Raw genomic sequence first — 19,069 nt, forward strand, 5'->3', positions numbered from 1 at the left:
TTGAGGCAAGCATTTCGATGCCTGTTTTATATTATCGTCTTATTTCTATCGAATAGGTAAATTTTTCTGCCACGTAAAAGCCAATGTTGTATTCCACCGGTCTGTTTCCGGGATCACTCACAAATCGTTCGCGTATTAAAACCGGTTCACCTTTTTTTATGTGCAAGCGGTCGGCAGTTATTTTTGAAGCAATACGTGCTTTAATCTTTTCGCGTGATATGCTCACCGGAGTTTTGTATTTTGTTTCCAGTAGTTCGTATAAAGGCTGAGTGAAATCTTCGTTTTCAGAAACTCCAATTCTCGGATGAAGGTAGCTTTCGAAATAAACAAAAGGGCCATTGGCATCTCCTCGCAAGCGGGTGATTCGTAGCACATTTGAGTTTTCAGAAACATTAAAAAACGAGGTAACTTTTTCGGGAGCTTCCACCCATTCGGCTTTAATCAGAAAATTTTTAAACGAAATTCCCTTTTCATTCATTTCCTGGGTGAACGAATGCCAGCTGTTCAGTTGCGTAGTGAGCGAGTTTTCGGCCACCTTAGTTCCGTATCCTTTTTTGCGAACAATTATACCTTCATATTCCAGTTTGTTGGTGGCTTGTCGGATGGTATTTCGGCTAACTCCGAGCATGTTTGCCAATTCAACTTCGGGAGGAAGGAATTTACCGTTTTGGTAGTCGGGGTGTTCAATCAATTGTCTTAGGAGTTCCTCCACCTGATAATGCAGAGGCAGTTTGCTTGAATGGTCGATCTCAAATTTCATTTGTTCAAATGTTCATACATTTGCAAATGTATAAAAACGGATGAAAAAGGGAAATTCTATTTAATTTTTTCTTCTGTAGAATGGGAAATTCGGATCAATTCTGCCTCCTTCGCCTCTGCCTCCGGTAGCCACTTCGAAAGTATAAACGATGCCCGCACTAATTTGTGTCGTTAACGACAAGCGACGGTTGTAACGCAGCAGGTTTTCTTCGTTTTCCTGAACGTAAGTGAAGTTGGGGACTCCGTTAATAATGCCCGAGTTCAGGACTGTAGCTGTTCCGTCAATCTGAAAGGCCAGTTGTTTGGAGATATCATAGCTAAACCCAATTCCACCGCCAAAATGAAAGGTTGGCCACTTATTTAAATTGCTGTTTGCGGTACCGCGGGCATATAGTACATCCGATTCGAGGGTCGCATCAGGAAGCTCTTTGTAGGTGAAATCGGTTCCGACCAAAGCTACAACTCCGGTGAGTTTTACAAAGGGTTGAAAAACTTTTTCACGGAAAAAGAAGTATTTATAATTCACCGCCAGGTTTAGTAAAGTTGAATTGTACTTGATTGGCGCATAAATGTAGTCGACCGACTGATATTCAGTAAAATAAGATGTCAGGTAATAATTGTACCACGGCGGATTATCGTTGTAGCCTTTTAAGTGTGTGTAATCCAGTTCGATCCCGAAAAATGCATTGGGCGAAATTTGAAACAGAATTTCTGCTTCTGCTCCCATTGCCGGCTGCGGGGTAAACCTTTCGCTGGCTGTTGCTGGTGTAAGTGCAAGTGCATTGGGATGGAGCGCGTCCGATTTCCCAAGTTCGGTAACCAGAAGCCCTGAATTGACCGCAAATCGTAAACCCATATTCTGGGCCGAAACTCTTCCTTCGGACAGTATCAAAAGAAATAAAACGCTGATCGTTAGAATTCGGGTCATTGCATCTGATATAACAACTTGTAAATTAAGTTGTTTTTATCAAAAAGAAAAGAGCAGGGGAGATTTACTTCCTATGTTCTTTAACTTCCTTGGCGTCGACTACTTTAAATAATTTATCGGCTCTGCGTAAAACCGTGTCAACAGGAACCGAAATGCGTTGTCCTTTTAATCCTTCCTGCACCGGATTCAATTCAAATCGAATTTCTTTAACCTCGTCCTGGAAAACTCCGGTGGTTGGGCCGGTTACTATAATTTCTTCGCCTACTTTCAGATTATTGGTTTCGAGCTTGAATTCAGCCACCCCTATTTTTTTGAAGTAGTTGGTTACTTTCCCGATATAAAGTTTACGTTTGGTTGCCCGAGATCCGTAATTATGGCTCCATTCGCCCAAACGCTGTCCCAGGTAATATCCGTCCCAAAATCCGCGGTTAAAAACCGAAGCCAGTCGTTCGTTCCAGTTTTCAACTTTTTCGTCGGTAAATGCTTCGTTAAAATAAGCATCTACTGCTTCACGGTAACATTGAACCACAGTTTTTACATATTCTGCAGAACGGGCACGTCCTTCAATTTTAAGTACCGAAACGCCGGCATCAAGAATTTTATTCAGAAAATGAATGGTTTTAAGATCTTTCGGAGACATAATGTACTCGTTGTCGATCTCGATTTCGGCTCCGGTTTCCCGGTCGGTGACGGTATAGGCACGCCGGCAGGTTTGCAGGCAGGCGCCGCGGTTTGCCGAAGAATTCATTTCGTGCAAACTCAGGTAACACTTCCCGCTGGTAGCCATGCATAATGCACCGTGCACAAACATTTCGAGTTTTACCAATTCGCCGTTGGGGCCTTTTACCTGTTGCTCTTTAATCTGGTTGCTGATTTCCCAAACCCGCCCCAGATTCATTTCGCGGGCAAGTACCATCACATCGGCAAAATGCGAATAAAATTTAACCGCCTCGATGTTGGTGATGTTCACCTGCGTGGAAATATGAACTTCAAGATTGATGGAACGCGCATATTGAATCACTGAAACATCGGCCGCAATAACTGCAGAAACCCCAGCTTCTTTTGCTGCATCGAGCACACTGTGCATTTGCTGCATTTCACCATCGAAAATCTCAACGTTTAGTGTCAGGTAAGTTTTCACTTTATGCCCGGAGGCGATCTCCACAATCTTCCGAAGATCATCGAGTGTGAAATTATTGGCCGACCGCGAACGCATGTTCAGGTGTTCCACTCCGAAATAAACCGATCCTGCACCACCCTGAATAGCCGCCATCAGTGATTCGTACGAACCTACCGGCGCCATTATTTCCACATCTCTTCTTTCCATCTTTTTCAAATTTGCGGTGCAAAGTTAAAATAATTTGCAAATTGTAACCGGGCTTGTTTGTTCGGTATTCCTATCGCTATACAGTGGTTTGCCGATCCTCCAGAGATTATGCTAATTTTATTGAAACTTCGAGGGTAAAACCTTGTATTCTTCTTTAAAACTTTTCCTGAAATGCGAAAGGCTTTGGAATCCCACTTCATTACAAATCTCGTTGACAGTTTTATTGCCTTCTTTGATTAGTGACGCTGCTTTTTTGAGACGATATTTGCGAATAAACTCACCCGGGCTTTCGTATTCAAGCTTTTTCATTTTTCGATAAAATGTAACACGGCTCATACCCACCATTGTACTTAAGGTGTCAGAATTAAATTCCGGATCGGAATAGTGGCGGTCGAGAATAATTAGAATTTTTTTAAAGAACAATTTATCTTCCTTGCTCCAGCCATTACTTTTGATCATAATAAACTGCTCAGCGTCGTTTCTGATCTGGTGTTGTTTGTTCAGAATATTCCTGATTCTCGATAGCAAGAGTTTTGGATTGAAGGGTTTGTCAATGTAATCGTCAATATTCAGTTGGAATCCTTCAATTTTTGTAGTCACATCGGTTTTTGCGCTGAGAATAATGATTGGAATAAAGCGGGTCTCTGCATTCTCCCTGATCGTTTTTGAAAGCTCCAAACCATCCATAACCGGCATCATCAGGTCGGTTAAAACCAGGTCAGGAGTATTTTGTTCGAGCTTTAGCAAGGCTTCCTTGCCATTTGTAGCAGTTTGAATTTTAAAATGTTTTCCTAAAAGAGAGGACAAATACTCCAATAGTTCAGGATTATCTTCCACAACCAGAATTTCATCCCCTGAGGGATTACCTGATTCAATCACAACAGGTTCGCTATACTCCGTTTCCAACACCTCTTGTACGATTGTATCCTCGTAGATATCAGCTTTGCTAAAATGCTTGTTGCCATATTTGAAAAATACACTGAAGCTTGTTCCTACGCCCTCTTCGCTTGTGTATTCTATTCTTGCCTGCTGCATATCAACCAGGGCTTTAACAAGTGAAAGCCCCATGCCATGTCCGTCAATGTGTGCTGAGATTTTTTCGCTGCGGTAAAAACGATTAAAAATATTTGGCTGCTCACTTTCAGGAATACCGACTCCGGTATCGGTTATTCTTAGCGCAAATTCATAGTCCTGTTTTAAAAAGTCGATAAAAACCGAACCATTCTCCTCGGTATATTTTAGTGCGTTTGATAAAATGTTGTAAATAATCTTGTCTGTTTTATCTCTGTCGAGCCACAAAAATGCTTTTTCAATGTTATTGGGAAACTCAAGATGGATGTTTTTTCGAAGCGCAAGGTCCTTAAATGAATCAGAAATATCTTTTGTAAATGAAACGATATCAAAATTTGAAATTCTCAGCTTCAATTCGCCCTGATCGTACTTGCGCAAATCGATAAACTGATTGACCAGACGAAACAGTCGGTCTGAGCTACGATTTATATTTTTTAATATAAACTGATTGACACCCTGTTCCCGAAGAGTTTCAATGTTGCCCATGATAATTGTCAATGGTGTTCTGAATTCATGGGAAAGGTTGGTGTAATATTTCAATTTTGCTTGGTCGGCTTCGCGTAAACGTTTGTTTAGCTCCACCATTTTCTCTTTCTGGTCGATGATCTTGTTTTTCTGTTCCTCGATCGAGAGGGTTTGTTCTTTTATCTGGGTTTCAAGCTGAATATTCCATTGCTTAATCGTGTAAAGACGTATTCTGAAAATGGCAACTATGATCAAAACAATGGTCAAAGCAACGATCCATTTAAACCATAGCGTTTTGTAAAAGGGCGGAATAATTGAGATCGCAAGTTGTTTTACGGGACTCCAGATTTGCCCGTTTTGGCTTGCCTGCACTTCAAAGGTGTACTCTCCTGGCGATAAATTTGTAAAGATTCCCCGATTTGCATTTTGAGGAGTTACGATCCAGTTGGGCGAAAGTCCGATCAGCCGGTATCTGAAATAGGTGAGATCGGGGTAATTAAAAGGAAAGGCATCGAATGACAATGAGAAGGAGTTTGAACTGTAATATAAGCGTAGAGAGTTCGTGTTTTGAATAGATGCTGTGAGGATAGGGGTATCGCTTGTTTTTTCCTCGTTGTTAACCGTGACTTTTGTATTATTGATGTACAATGCTGTGATTACAGGATCTGGCGGCGTTTGGTCATCCTGGATAAGTTTGGGATTAAAACTTACAAAGCCATCGAAGCCACCTAAAAAGATATTACCTTCTTTATCCTGAAAGTAGGCGTCATCCATAAATACATCGTCCGTTAAGAATTTTTCAATGTAAAAATCATTCATCCTCAAACGACTAATTCCCCGGTTGGTACTCATCCATAAATAGCCATTAGAATATATGGTACTGTAAACCAGGTTATTAGACAAGCCGTCTTTTTCAAAGAACCGGGCAACAACCTGCTCTTTTTCGATATCGAAGGCCATTAGCCCGTTGTTACTGCCAATCCAGATAGTATCTCCAAGTAGTTCAAGGGAATACAGTTTATTGTCGGTGAGTTTGGCTTTTTTGTAAGTAAAGTATTTTATGTCTTCACCCGGTTTAAATTTACATAGTCCAAGGTCAGCTGAAATAAACCAGTAATTGCCATTTTTATCCAGCGCCAGGCTTCGCATCGATTCTCTTCGGTAATTTGGAGGCATTTTCAGCCGTTGGAAATTTTTTGTTTTAAGATCAATAATGCCGATTCCAAATGGACTTGTAACAGTTAGTTTCCCCGGATCAAATTCCTTCATGAAGTAGCATACATCCGGCCATTCCCAATTGTATTCAACCGTGACTGATTCGATCCTGTTTAACTGAGAATTGTATTTACACAAGCCACTGTTGGTTCCAATCCATAGGATTCCTTCCGAATCTTCATAAAGCGAGCGTATATTTTCCAGCGATCTTTTCTGTTTCCCGGGGAACTGAATTTCGGAATACAGAACCTGTTTCCCGTCTGGATGGGTACACACGATTCCCAAGCGATCGAATCCAACCCAGATATTGCTGTCTGAAGTTTTGCAAATTGCGCGAATCGGGTCAATTTCCTGATCCGCTTTTGATAAGGCTGAAATCTGGTGATGATTGAATTGATTTTTTCTTCGGCAATATAGATTTACCCCGTATTTCGAAGTTCCGATCCACAGGTTCCCCGCTTTATCGAACATCAAATTCTTTGCGTCTTTTCCGTGGAAGGAATAATTGTTAAAGGGATCGTAGGAATATTTTTTAACTGAAAAGATGGAATCTTTTATACATTTAATGAGAACTAAACCATCGCTTAGTCCTGCCCATATTTCATTATCGTAACCCGCCACACAAGTAATAGAGCTTTTTCCTAAAATTTGTCTTGTTTTTTCGTTGGTTGGTATTGGTTTAGTTTGAAAGGTTATCAGATTGAGAACTTCAATTTTTTGTCCGGTGTTTATTAAAACCAATGAGTCGTTATATATCTCCGAAATCGAGTATACTCTTGAATCAATAATTTTGCGTCCTAATGTAGTGTCGGAGGTTTGATAACTGTATATTCCCCGAGAGCCCCAATAAAGAACATTTTCTCCCTTTCCTTTAATGATGTGACCGTAGCTGAACGGTACTTTAAAGCTCTTTGCCCCGGTGTTGCCCTGAGTGAAACAATAAAGTCCTTTTGGATCAGTGAACCAGAGAACTTCATTTTTAGGTGACACTATACTCGTTGTATTGATAATGTCAGCAGGAAGAAAAACACTGTCAGGAAAACTTCTGAATTCCTCCGAAGCGGCGTCGTACAGGTTCAGCCCTCGTGTTAGCATATGAACCCAGATGTTTCCGTTTGGACATGACGAAAGTTGTTGAATATAATTGCTCTCAAGGGTGTTGGTTGTCGTCGGTGAAGACCTGAATATGTCAAAATTGTTTCCGTCAAAACGCGAAATTCCTTCAATTGTACCAATCCACACAAAACCGGCAGAATCTACAATCAACGCATTGATATTGTTTTGAGACAGACCTTTTCTGGTGTCGAAATGATCAAAACGTATCTCCTGTGCCAGGATGTCGCCTGCAAAACAAAAGAAAGCTATTGTGCAGACTATCAGGAAATAACTTGCCGATCGTATTGTTGTTCTCAACTTCATTCTTTCAAGAAAGACACAAAAATATACAATTGAAACAAAAACGTCACAACCTGAAACAAAAACATCCTCTTGCCGAATATGTGGATTCTACTTTTGAACGACTTTAAAAATAGGAAAGTACAAAGATTGAGATCTGATCAGTGTATGCTGTGTTGATCAAAATTCTAAATACGAACGAAACTAAAGTCGACTAACAAAATATCATGAGTTCAAATAGAAGAGATTTTTTAAGAAAAGCAACTGTAGGTGTTGCAGGAGTTGCAGTCGGAGGTTCAGTTATGGGTATGTCTGCAAAAAGTTATGCGCGCATACTAGGTGCCAACGATCGCTTGCAGGTGGTTTTTATGGGCTGCGGGCGAAGGGTTGGAGCCTATTATAATATGATTCAAGACAAAAACAACAATGTTGACCTGGCTTACATCTGTGATGTTATGAAATCGCAGCGCGAGAAAGTAGGAAAACATTTGGCTGGGAAAGTAAGCGGAGACGCGACCCTGATCAATGATATTCGTGCAGCGCTCGAAGACCTGAAAGTCGATGCCGTTTTCAATGCAACACCCGATCACTGGCATGCTCCGGGAGCTTGGATGGCGATGGAAGCTGGCAAGCATGTCTATCTCGAAAAACCCGGAACGCAAAATCCAAGAGAGGGCGAAATCCTGATTGCTCTTCAAAAGAAATACAACAAATTCATTCAAATGGGGAATCAACAACGATCCTCAAAAGATACAATTACCATTATTAATGATATTCATAAAGGAAGGATTGGCAATGTTTATCGGGCAGTTGCTTTTTACTCGAATAACCGTGCAGAAGTGCCGGTGCCAAAGCCGGCTCCCGTTCCAGAAGGATTAGACTGGGAACTTTGGCAGGGCCCTGCACCACGGGAAGATTACCGATTCAATACCTGGGATTACAACTGGCACTGGTACGGATGGAAGTGGGGTACTGCAGAATCGGGAAACAACGGAACCCACGAACTTGATGTAGCCCGATGGGCACTCGATGTTGACTATCCTGAATTTGTAGATGTACAAGGGGCAAAACGCCATTATGCAAACGATGGATGGGAGATGTACGATACAATGTATGCGACATTTCGTTTCCCTGAAGACAAGGTAATTGCATGGGATTGCAAAAGCCGGAACGGTTACCAGACCTATGGCCCGGAACGAGGTACAATTATTTACGGAACTGAGGGGACTGTTTATATCAACCGCGATGGATACAAGGTTTACGACCGTGGTGGTAAACTTCTTTCCGATAATAAATCTAATGGAAATGAAGCAGGAACAGCCCTTGGTGGTGGCGGTTCCATGTCAGATGCTCACATCCGCAACTTTTTTGATGCAATCAGGGGAAAAACCAGTGTGCTGAATTCACCCATTGAAATGGGGGCGAAGAGCCAGATGCTGACTCACTATGCCAACATTGCTTTCAGGGTAGGAAAATCATTCGAGGTAGATAAAGATAACGGCCGGATTTATGATCGCGACGCCATGAAGCTTTGGGGGCGGGAGTATGAAAAAGGCTGGGAGCCAAAGGTCTAATATTTATGAGTTAAGCCAATTAGTACAAACTAAAACGATAAAAAACCGGATAAATGAAAAAACGACCGATTCTGATTTTGTTAACCTTAACGCTGCTTTTATCCAATCTGAATATCCTGGCTCAACGCTATTCAAATCTGGTAGATCCGTTAATCGGAAGCAAAGGTGATGGGCTTGGCTGCGGGTATTGTTACATCGGGGCAACATATCCCTTTGGGATGGTGCAATTTTCTCCCGGGTTTTTCACTCCGCAAAGAGGATTCGCAATCACTCAGCTAAGTGGCGCAGGCTGTGCAAACATGGGAAATTTTCCGGTACTTCCATTAGCCGGGAAGCTTAGCAAGTCTCCCAACGATATGAACGGCTTCAAACCGTATGTTGAAGTTAATGAAGCAAATGCAGGATATCTTTCAGTAACAATGGAAGACAATACATTGGCAGAACTAACTGTTAACCAACGCTCTGGGATTGCTCGTTTTACTTTCGATTCAGAAGAAGGTACCCTACTCATTGGCTCGGGAATTAGTGCCACGTTTGTAAACAATGCCAGGATTGAAATCACATCTCCCTCAACCTGCGAGGGTTTTAGTTACGGAGGAGAGTTTTGCGGAACGGAAACCCGGTATAAAATATACTTTGCTGCCGAGTTTAACCGCGAAGCAAAAAGTTCAGGAACCTGGACGAAAGGGAATCTGCTGGAAGCAGCAAAATTGGCTTATGGTAAAAATTCGGGTGCCTACTTTTCTTTTGATACAAAAGATGATTCCAGCGTTGAATATCGGATTGCCATTTCCTATGTTTCTGTCGAAAATGCCCGCGAAAACCTTCGTCGGTCAGCAACTGAAAATAATTTCGAAGGATACAGAGAATCTTCATCAAAAGCCTGGGATGAAAGTTTAGGAAAAATAAAAGTTACGAGTGATAACAGAGACGACCTTGTACAATTTTATACACACCTGTACCATAGCCTGATTCATCCCAATTTGGTAAGCGATTGCAACGGCGAGTACATGGGTGCCGACTACGCAATTCATAAAGTAAAAGACGGAAGGGATGTTTACAGCTCGTTCAGTGTGTGGGATACTTATCGCACCCAGGCACAGCTAGTAGCCATTCTGTTTCCGAAAGAAGCCAGTGATATGATGCAATCGTTGGTTGATTTTGCCGATCAGGCAGGAGGTTACGGACGCTGGATTTTATCCAATATTGAAACCGGAATCATGCAAGGCGATCCAACTCCGATTCTGATTTCCAATTCATACGCTTTTGGCGCGACCGATTTTGATGTGAAGAAGGCTTTCTTTTATATGAAAAGAGGTGCTACCATCCCCCGGCTTTATTCTCAGGATCAGGAAATAAGACCTTTTCTCCGTGGGTATAACGAAGTCGGGCTGGCTCCGGCATCCATGCTTTTAGAATATACTTCAGCCGATTATGCGATTGGTGAATTTGCAAATCAAGCATTAAAGGACGAGAAAGAAGCAGCATTTTTTATTCAACGCGCAGGAAACTGGAAGAACTTGTACAATCCGGAACTGAACTGGCTTTGTTCGCGTCACGAAAATGGAACCTGGAAAAGTATTCACCACGACTGGCGGGAAGCAACTTATAAAAACTATTTCTGGATGGTGCCCTACGATCTGGAAACCCTGATTGACACAATTGGCGGGAAGAAAGTTGCAGAGGCAAGGCTCGATACTTTATTTGAAAGACTGGATGCATCGTACGATGATGATTGGTTTGCTGCCGGAAACGAACCCGACTTTCAGGTTCCCTGGATCTACAACTGGACTGGTTCACCTGAAAAAACAAACAAAGTAATTCAGCGGGTTTTCAACGAAATGTACAACAGTACTCCTTCCGGACTGCCCGGTAACGACGATCTGGGAGCAATGGGAGCATGGTATGTTTTTGCTTCGGTTGGCTTGTATCCGATGGTGCCGGGAGTTGGCGGGTTTTCTGTCAATATCCCCCGGTTTTCTGATGTTACGATGGAACTTCCCGGTGGTAACGTCAATATACTCGGAGGCTCAAAAGACGCATTAAAAATTCGCTCGATTCGCATCAACGGGAAAAAGCAGGCTACATCATGGATCTCTTTTGATGACTTAAAAAACGGGGCCACCATTCAATATATAACAACTCAAAAGTAACTATTTAAAATCAATAAAATAGCATTGCTGTGATCTGATATTAAGGGTGTTAAGCATTGCTTTCGTGATAATTAGTTTAATACAAATTCTATAATTTATGAAAAAAGTCAGACCGTACTATTCTTATGTGAAGATGCAAACAACGTGTTTGTTTGCATTAAAAGTTATCGGGATTTTTTCCTTTATCTTTTTGATACACATTAGTGTATTTGGGGAGAACAACCGGCTTGTAAAAGCCAGTAATCCCATTCATAAAATGCTTTCAGATGAAACAGCCGAACCTCAAACTCCGAAAACTATCAAAGGGCGGGTTGTGGACAAAAACGGCTACCCACTGCCTGGTGCCAACGTGATTATCTTTGGTACATTGGGTGGATCTATTTCTGATGCAAATGGTTATTTCTCGATCGAGGCTAAGGTAGGCGATAAGCTTGTTGTTTCATTTATCGGGATGGAAAAGCAGGAAATTGAGTACGCCGGTCAGCAAAATCTTGTGGTTACCTTACAGGATAAACAGGATGAGCTGGATGAGGTAACTGTAGTTGCGTTTGGAAAGCAAAAGAAAGAGAGTGTAATTTCTTCGATTTCTACTATTTCTCCGAAGGACCTTAAAATTCCGGCAAGTAACCTTACAACAGCTTTTGCAGGGCGTATTGCCGGTATGATTTCTTATCAAACAACGGGTGAACCGGATATGGATAACGCCCAGTTCTTTATCAGGGGGGTAACAACCTTTGGTACAGGAAAGAAAGATCCGCTTATTTTGATTGATGGTGTTGAAATGAGTACAGGAGAGCTTTCTCGTTTAACGCCTGATGATATCGGTAGTTTTTCGATTATGAAGGATGCAAACGCTACTGCTCTTTATGGTGCGCGTGGTGCCAATGGTGTAATTTTGGTAACCACCAAAGAAGGGCGGGAAGGAAAGGCTAAGATTTCCTTTAGAATGGAAAGATCTTATTCCCAACCCACAGAAAAGCTGGATTTTGTAGATCCTGTAAATTTTATGAAACTGCATAATGAGGCAGTAGTAACTCGCGGAGATATAAACTTACCCTACAGTAAGAAGAAGATTGACTATACCGAGAGAGGTATTGATCCTCTGAGGTATCCGCAGGTTGACTGGGATGATATGCTGTTTAAAAAGGGAACTTTTAATCAACGTTATAACCTAAATATTAGTGGGGGAGGGAAAGTTGCTAATTATTACATTGCCGCAAAGTATACTAATGATAAAGGAATATTGAAGAATGATTCTCGTCAGAATTATGATAATAATATTAATTCAGATAAGTACTCATTACGCTCAAATGTAAACGTATACCTTTCTAAAACAACAAAAATTACCGTACGACTAAACGGCGATTTTGACACATACAAAGGCCCCTTAGTTAGTGGGAGTGATTTGTACAACAAGGTTTTGAATGCAAGCCCGGTTTACTTTTTACCTTATTACGAACCGGATGAGGCAAATATCTACACCAAAAACATCCTCTTTGGTAATTACGATACCGGAGATTATTTGAATCCTTATGCTGAAATGGTGAAAGGATATAAATCAAAAGACCGATCTAATATGTATGCCCAGTTTGAGGTAAATCAAGATCTGGATTTTCTAACAGAGGGATTGTCAGTGAGAGGATTATTTAATATAAACCGATATTCCTTGTTAGAGATAAAAAGACAGTATAACCCGTTCTGGTACAATGTGGCTGAAACACCAGACCCTGATGATTATATTCTTACAAATCTTAATCCTGACGGAGGAACGGATTATCTAAACTATCAACCGGGTACAAGAGAGTTGGTGGGAACAATGTATGTCGAGGGCGCTGTTAATTATAAGAAAGTTTTAAAAGAAAAGAATTCCATTTCCGGATTATTGGTTTTTACAATGCGTGAAAAACATGATGGAATATCTGATAATCTTCAATTGTCATTGCCCTACAGAAATATGGGACTTGCTGGACGTTTAACCTACGGTTATGACGATCGCTATTTTGTAGAGGCAAACTTTGGGTATAATGGTTCTGAGCGTTTTGATTCGGGCCATCGGTGGGGATTTTTCCCATCTGCCGGATTGGGGTGGCTGGTATCAAATGAGAGTTTTATGACACCATATAAGAAGATAATCAAAAAGTTAAAACTAAAAGCAACCTATGGATTGGTTGGTAACGATCAAATTGGTAGTAGTAGCGATCGTTTTTTTTACATGTCTGATATCAATATGAACAATGGTGATAGAGGTTATACAGCCGGTTATGATTATGGTTTTTCACGTCCGGGAATTTCGATAAATCGCTATTCTGATCCAAATATCACCTGGGAAATCAGCCGTAAAACAAATTTTGGAGCAGAGGTAAATCTTTGGAATGAGTTAGAAATCCAGGCAGATTTCTTTCATGAATACCGCAGTAATATTTTACAACGTCGTTCAGATATACCAACAACAATGGGCTTAGAGGTAATCCCAAGTGCAAATATTGGTGAGGCTGCCAGTCGTGGATGTGAGTTTTCTGTCGACTATACAAAATCAATTTCTTCAAAATTGTGGATGATCCTGAGAGGGAACTTTACCTATGCGACAAGTGAATATAAAGTGTTTGAAGAGCCTGATTATAAAGATACTCCGTGGCGGTCTCATGTTGGTCAAAGTGTATCACAACAGTGGGGATATGTTGCAGAGCGTTTGTTTATTGACGATGAAGAAGTGGCAAATTCACCAACACAGTTTGATAATTACATGGCAGGTGATATCAAATTCAAAGATATTAATGACGATGGGATAATTGACGAAAAAGATCAGGTGCCAATTGGCTTTCCAACAACTCCTGAAATAAATTATGGATTTGGCCTTTCTTTAGGATATGGCAAGATCGACTTCTCTTGTTTCTTCCAGGGTTCTGCCAGATCTTCTTTCTGGATTGATCCTAACGCAACAGCCCCATTTGTTAAGAACGGTGTTGATGGTTTTACAACAACTCGTGCAATGCTTCAGGTTTATGCCGATAGTTATTGGTCGGAAGACAATAGAGATATTTACGCGTTGTGGCCCCGGTTATCAGAGTCGACCATTAATAACAATAACAAACAGAACACATGGTTTATGCGAGATGGTTCCTTTTTACGATTGAAAACAGCAGAGATAGGATACACACTTCCTAAAAACTTTGTTAATAAGTGCAGATTAGGTAATGCCCGTCTGTACGCATCAGGTAGCAACCTGGCAGTATTCTCAGCTTTCAAATTATGGGATCCGGAAATGGGTGGAAATGGTTTAGCTTACCCATTACAACGTGTTATTAACCTGGGAGCAACTATTGATTTTTAAAAATGTATCAGATGAAGAATTTAAAAAAATATTTTAAAGCAATAGTCTTAATTATTGGGACGAGTGTAGTTTTTACTAATTGTTCTGATTTTCTGGATGTGGTTCCTGATGGTACTGCAACAATGGAGACAGTTTTCTCGAATAGAGCAAACTCTGAAAAGTTCTTTTATACCTGTTATAATGGCTTGCCTAATTTTGCCGATGCCGGAAATTATCCCGGCAATATTGGGGGTGACGATTATTGGTGGGACGAAGATATAACCCTGTTTAAGAATTCGAACGGAGGGTATATTGCCAGAGGTTACCAAAACAGTTCCTCTCCTTATCAGAACTATTGGGATGGTGAACGTGGTGGCAAAAATCTTTGGACAAGCATTCGCAACTGTAATATTTTTATCAACAACATCGATAAAGCTCCTGATCTTCAGGATTGGGAACGAAATACGTGGAAAGCGGAAGTAAAAGTATTGAAGGCTTATTACCATTTGTTTTTAATGCAATTGTATGGTCCAATACCCATTGTTGAAGAGAGTCTTGAAGTTAGTGCAGATCCCGACCAGGTAAAAGTGTATCGTCAACCGGTTGACAGTGTTGTTAGCTTTATTACCCGAACAATTGATGATGCAATTGAAGATTTACCCTTGCAAGTTGATGATTTAAGCCAGGAAGCAGGGCGGATCACAATACCGATTGCTTTAACAATAAAAGCAAAAGCATTGGTTTGGGCAGCAAGTCCACTCTTTAACGGTTCGTTTAGTTACTATGATGACTTTGTTGATAACAAAGGAGTTGCTTTAATCGGCGGGGATGGCAGCAGTTCTGATATACAGGCAAGATGGGAAAAAGCGGCTGTTGCAATAAAAAGTGCAATTGACACCTGCGAACTTGCCGGGCATGATTTATTCCATTTTGAGCCTGGATTTGAAAAGATGTCGGATACAACGGCGTTAAAATATACGCTGAGAGGAGTTGCCAGTGAGCGCGTAAATTTAAATCCCGAGATTATTTGGCCTTGCACGAGAAGCAATAGCGATTTTCAGAACCGTTGTACTCCAATGTTTTATAATTACGACAATGGAGGAGGTTCACTTGCTGAGATATGTGCCACAATGAAAATGGCTGAATTATTCTATACAAGCAATGGATTACCTATTGAAGAAGACCCGACATGGAATTATGAAGACCGTTTTATTATTCGGGAAGATACAGGAAGTTTTCATAATTATTATGTGGAAAAAGGAGGTATTACAGCTAACCTGAATTATTACCGAGAACCCAGGTTTTATGCCAATTTAGGTTTCGACAGAGGAATTTATGAATTGATTAATAACGATGAAGCAAATCCCTTTATCATACATAATAAAAGTGGTGAAGCTCATGGCTTTATTTACGAAAAAGCCCACATTTCAACCGGCTATTTTGTGAAAAAGCAAGTGAGTTATCGTATTCCTACTCAATCACCGTCTCCCAGCCCTTATCGCTTCTCTATTCCAATCTTTCGTTTGGCCGATTTGTATTTACTGTATGCTGAAGCATTAAACGAATCTCATGATACGCCAACTGAGGAAGTTTATGAAATGGTTGACAAAATCCGCACTCGGGCAGGATTAAATGGAGTTCGGGAAACGTGGCAAATGGCAGAGGCAGAATACCAGAATGAACCTTATACAAAAGAAGGAATGCGAAAGATTATAAAACGTGAACGTCTTATTGAGTTGGCGTTTGAGGGACAGCGCACTTTCGACTTGCGTCGTTGGGCAGATGCTATGGATGTAATGAACGAACCTGTTCGTGGCTGGGATTACCAGGGAACAACAAACGAAGATTATTACCAAAGAACTGTATATCTTACCGGAAGAGGATTCTCTTATCGAAACTATCTCTGGCCGATTAAGAATAGTACGCTTACGGTAAATAGCAACCTTGTTCAAAATCCGGGATGGTAATCATGATTCTTAGCAATGCACATTGCTTTTCGAATGTTTATTATTTAAAACAACAAACAAATGAATAAAACATATTTTAATATAAAACATGTTGGTATAGCAGTTTCCTTGCTATGTCTCATTGTTATAGGAACGATTTCGTGCGACGAAGCTTCTGTCGGACAAATACCTACTGATGATATTGCACCATCCGGGCTTTCTAATGTTGTGATAACCCCCGAATACGGAGGTGGGCTTGTTTCCTATGATTTACCAAAAGAAGAAGACATCTCTTATGTTCGTTGCGAATACGAAAACGATGGAAAATTGTGTTCAGTAAATTCCTCGGTATATAATTCGAGCTTGAAAATTGTAGGCCTAAGCGATACCACTGAGATGAAAGTGTCTCTGTATGTTGTTGACCACTCTGAAAACTTATCAGAACCTTACGAAGCAAGTTTTACGCCACTGCCTTCACCCATGAAAGCTGTTTTGGAATCGTTTGTAGTAACTCCTACCTATGGTGGCGCTAAAATTACCTGGGAGAATCCCGCTGAAGTTCTTGTAGGGATCTCTTTCCTTGCAGCAAACGACGAAGGTGTTCTCGAATTACAGGATATTTATTACACATCGGCGGCACATGGAATTAAAAGTCTGTATGGTTTTACAACCGATAAGCGTTTATTTGCTTTAAGTCTGGTGGACAAGTATGAAAATGTATCAGATACAGTGAAAGTTGAAATCTCTCCCTTATTTGAAGAGGAGTTCAGCAAAGATTTCTTTGCTGATGGGCACCTGCTCGGAGACAATATATCAACAAGGAGTAACCGCCCTGTGTCAAATTTATGGGATGGAACAACCGATGTAATTTGGCATACCGATCCTGCTGCAGGCTATTCTGTCCCTCAGTTTTTTACGGTTGATCTTGGAGTAATAGGCGATCTTTCCAGATTCATTTTATGGGAACGATATGATTATGCTTATAGTCAGCACAATCTGAGGCTATTCGATGTTTACGGAACTGATTCGTTAACACACGAAATTGATGATGAATATTATGCTGACATTGATCAATGGACACAAGATTGGAAACTAATATCTGAATGTGAGGTTATAAAGCCTTCCGGAAGTAAAGTTGGGACAAATACGGAGGAAGATTTGGCAGCTTCCAGGGCTGGTTTCAACTTTGATTTTAAAGAAAATGCTACAAATATTCGCTATTTGAGGTTTGTAGTTAAAGAAACATGGGCTAAAACAACGGCAATGCACGCAGCCGAAATATCTGTTTTTGGCGATGCAAGAGGTGCTAATGATTAGTCACAATCAAAAAATTATAAAATGAAAAATATACATATGAAATATTCATACAGAAATAAAGGATATTTTCTATCAGCAGTTGTAATTGTTTTGTCCTTGTTTATTTTCTCCTGCGAGGATCAAAATTATTTACACGAAAAATACCTGAAGGAAGGTGAAACCGTATACATAGGAAAAGTAGATTCAATGATTGCTTTTCCTGGTAATTATCGGATTAAATTTCGTTGGCGTGTAGGCAACGATCCCAGAACAACCAAAACGGTTATATACTGGGATGAACGCGAAAACAGTGTTGAGGTGCCTTTGAATGCAGTAGCTGATTCAACGGGAAGACTCTGGGACGAAACGATAATCGAGAATATGGAAGAAAACGACTATGTTTTTGAGTTTGAAATGCAGGATGAACAAGGCAATATCTCAATGTCGAGAGAAATTACCGCTTCTGTTTTAGGCGACCTTTATTCCGAAAACATTCGAAAAAGGGGTGTTGAAGGGATTGCAAAACTCGAAACCGCTGAAATGGAGATTCAATGGAATAAAGTGAGCAATAAAGAATTGATTTATTCTGTTGTAGAGTATGAACACGACGGGAATATCATAAAGCAACAAGTTCCCAATGAAGACAATTCTTCGTATGTAGGTGGATTGTCAACCGGCGACACAATTTATATCTATTCGTGTTACTTGCCTGAAAATGGGCTTGACACATTCGCCACGGCAAAAGTTGCATATGTAATGCCAAAATTTCAACGAGAGATCAGCAAGGCGGGATTTGAAGCCTTAGTTGAACCCGGTGATAATACATCTGTAAACAATGGAAGGCCGCTTTCGGCTGTTTTCGATGGCGGAACGCGCAGTGGCGGATCCGACGGAACGATATTGCATACCGTGGATTATACGAACGCTACGGGATCGGCAATAGAGTTTAAATTTCCTAATAAGTTTACTATTGATATGGGAAAACTGGCAACATTGTACCAGTTTAAAATATGGCCAAGAACTGATAATAGTCCGTTCACAGGACATAGTGCCCGCTTTATTGAGGTTTGGGCTGTTGATGAGCTAAAAACTCAAGATGATTTTGCAACAGAAGCTGATTATCAGACTTATTATACAACTACCTATGTCGAGCAGAAAGATCCGTTAAATTACCTGAGTAAAGATGAATTTTATACCGATATCCTCAGTAATACAAACAGTAAAGCAGAGAACTTTGTGGAAGCAGCACCAATGGCAGGTATATATAACTGGCAGGAGGACTGGCATAAACTCGGAGATTTTGAAATAGAGAAACCTTCAGGTTACGCCTATGGCAGTAAAAATGATGCTGACCAGAGTGCGTGGGATGCAGGTTTTACATTCAATTTGAATGAAATAGGAGAAAAAGTACGCTACATACGTATTTTGGTAAAATTTCCGAACTGGCAAAACACAAACTGTGTGAACATTGGAGAAATTTCATTCTTTGGAGACGATCTTTAGTAATAGTCACAGATGGGTTGGTAGCTGTAAAGCAAGTTCACTCAAATTTACTTCACAGTTATTAATAAAAGTACCGTCAATGTTTAGTTAATAAAACGAACTTCCTGATTTGCAGACTGGCATTCAG

Annotated in this window: 10 protein-coding genes; 6 read left to right on the forward strand and 4 right to left on the reverse strand. The window is 40.7% G+C overall.

What is annotated here, in order from left to right; translation table 11 throughout:
• Positions 1-31: 31 nt before the first annotated feature.
• The 4 genes from MR764_RS05755 to MR764_RS05770 all read right to left on the reverse strand — a co-directional run bounded on the left by MR764_RS05755 (position 32) and on the right by MR764_RS05770 (position 7,178).
• Positions 32-760 carry a GntR family transcriptional regulator gene (locus MR764_RS05755; RefSeq protein ID WP_247978450.1) on the reverse strand — a complete coding sequence of 243 codons (729 nt, stop codon included), beginning with the start codon at positions 758-760 and terminating at the stop codon, positions 32-34.
• A gap of 60 nt (positions 761-820) precedes the next feature.
• The gene (locus MR764_RS05760) at positions 821-1,687 is read right to left on the reverse strand and encodes a hypothetical protein (RefSeq protein WP_247978451.1); all 867 of its coding nucleotides are present in this window, start codon (positions 1,685-1,687) and stop codon (positions 821-823) included.
• 64 nt (positions 1,688-1,751) lie between these two features.
• The gene (locus MR764_RS05765; protein WP_247978452.1) at positions 1,752-3,014 is read right to left on the reverse strand and encodes a peptidase U32 family protein; all 1,263 of its coding nucleotides are present in this window, start codon (positions 3,012-3,014) and stop codon (positions 1,752-1,754) included.
• Between the two features lie 117 nt (positions 3,015-3,131).
• Positions 3,132-7,178, reverse strand: coding sequence for a response regulator (locus MR764_RS05770; protein WP_247978453.1), 4,047 nt, complete (start codon positions 7,176-7,178; stop codon positions 3,132-3,134).
• Between the two features lie 209 nt (positions 7,179-7,387).
• Here MR764_RS05770 and MR764_RS05775 point away from each other — a divergent pair, with 209 nt between their 5' ends.
• The 6 genes from MR764_RS05775 (at position 7,388) to MR764_RS05800 (ending at position 18,942) form a co-directional block, all read left to right on the forward strand.
• Positions 7,388-8,734, forward strand: a complete 1,347-nt coding sequence (locus MR764_RS05775) for a Gfo/Idh/MocA family oxidoreductase (RefSeq protein ID WP_247978454.1) — start codon at positions 7,388-7,390, stop codon at positions 8,732-8,734.
• 53 nt (positions 8,735-8,787) lie between these two features.
• Positions 8,788-10,887, forward strand: coding sequence for a GH92 family glycosyl hydrolase (locus MR764_RS05780; RefSeq protein WP_247978455.1), 2,100 nt, complete (start codon positions 8,788-8,790; stop codon positions 10,885-10,887).
• Between the two features lie 97 nt (positions 10,888-10,984).
• Positions 10,985-14,218 carry a TonB-dependent receptor gene (locus tag MR764_RS05785; RefSeq protein WP_247978456.1) on the forward strand — a complete coding sequence of 1,078 codons (3,234 nt, stop codon included), beginning with the start codon at positions 10,985-10,987 and terminating at the stop codon, positions 14,216-14,218.
• Positions 14,219-14,229: 11 nt separating this feature from the next.
• Positions 14,230-16,164 (forward strand): RagB/SusD family nutrient uptake outer membrane protein, encoded by a 1,935-nt coding sequence (locus MR764_RS05790; protein ID WP_247978457.1) that lies wholly within the window; start codon positions 14,230-14,232, stop codon positions 16,162-16,164.
• Between the two features lie 60 nt (positions 16,165-16,224).
• The gene (locus MR764_RS05795; protein ID WP_247978458.1) at positions 16,225-17,460 is read left to right on the forward strand and encodes a DUF5000 domain-containing lipoprotein; all 1,236 of its coding nucleotides are present in this window, start codon (positions 16,225-16,227) and stop codon (positions 17,458-17,460) included.
• Between the two features lie 21 nt (positions 17,461-17,481).
• On the forward strand, positions 17,482-18,942 hold the full coding sequence (locus tag MR764_RS05800) for a DUF4998 domain-containing protein (protein ID WP_247978459.1): 1,461 nt from the start codon (positions 17,482-17,484) through the stop codon (positions 18,940-18,942).
• The last annotated feature ends 127 nt before the right edge of the window (positions 18,943-19,069 follow it).

The organism is Maribellus sp. YY47 (assembly GCF_023111095.1).
Taxonomy (GTDB): domain Bacteria; phylum Bacteroidota; class Bacteroidia; order Bacteroidales; family Prolixibacteraceae; genus Draconibacterium.

Bases quoted from the DNA above. Each gene is read 5' to 3' on its own strand.
- MR764_RS05800 (WP_247978459.1), top strand. From the start codon at position 17,482: ATGAAAAATATACATATGAAATATTCATACAGAAATAAAGGATATTTT.
- MR764_RS05775 (WP_247978454.1), top strand. From the start codon at position 7,388: ATGAGTTCAAATAGAAGAGATTTTTTAAGAAAAGCAACTGTAGGTGTT.
- MR764_RS05795 (WP_247978458.1), top strand. From the start codon at position 16,225: ATGAATAAAACATATTTTAATATAAAACATGTTGGTATAGCAGTTTCC.
- MR764_RS05765 (WP_247978452.1), bottom strand. From the start codon at position 3,014: ATGGAAAGAAGAGATGTGGAAATAATGGCGCCGGTAGGTTCGTACGAA.
- MR764_RS05755 (WP_247978450.1), bottom strand. From the start codon at position 760: ATGAAATTTGAGATCGACCATTCAAGCAAACTGCCTCTGCATTATCAG.
- MR764_RS05780 (WP_247978455.1), top strand. From the start codon at position 8,788: ATGAAAAAACGACCGATTCTGATTTTGTTAACCTTAACGCTGCTTTTA.
- MR764_RS05760 (WP_247978451.1), bottom strand. From the start codon at position 1,687: ATGACCCGAATTCTAACGATCAGCGTTTTATTTCTTTTGATACTGTCC.
- MR764_RS05785 (WP_247978456.1), top strand. From the start codon at position 10,985: ATGAAAAAAGTCAGACCGTACTATTCTTATGTGAAGATGCAAACAACG.
- MR764_RS05790 (WP_247978457.1), top strand. From the start codon at position 14,230: ATGAAGAATTTAAAAAAATATTTTAAAGCAATAGTCTTAATTATTGGG.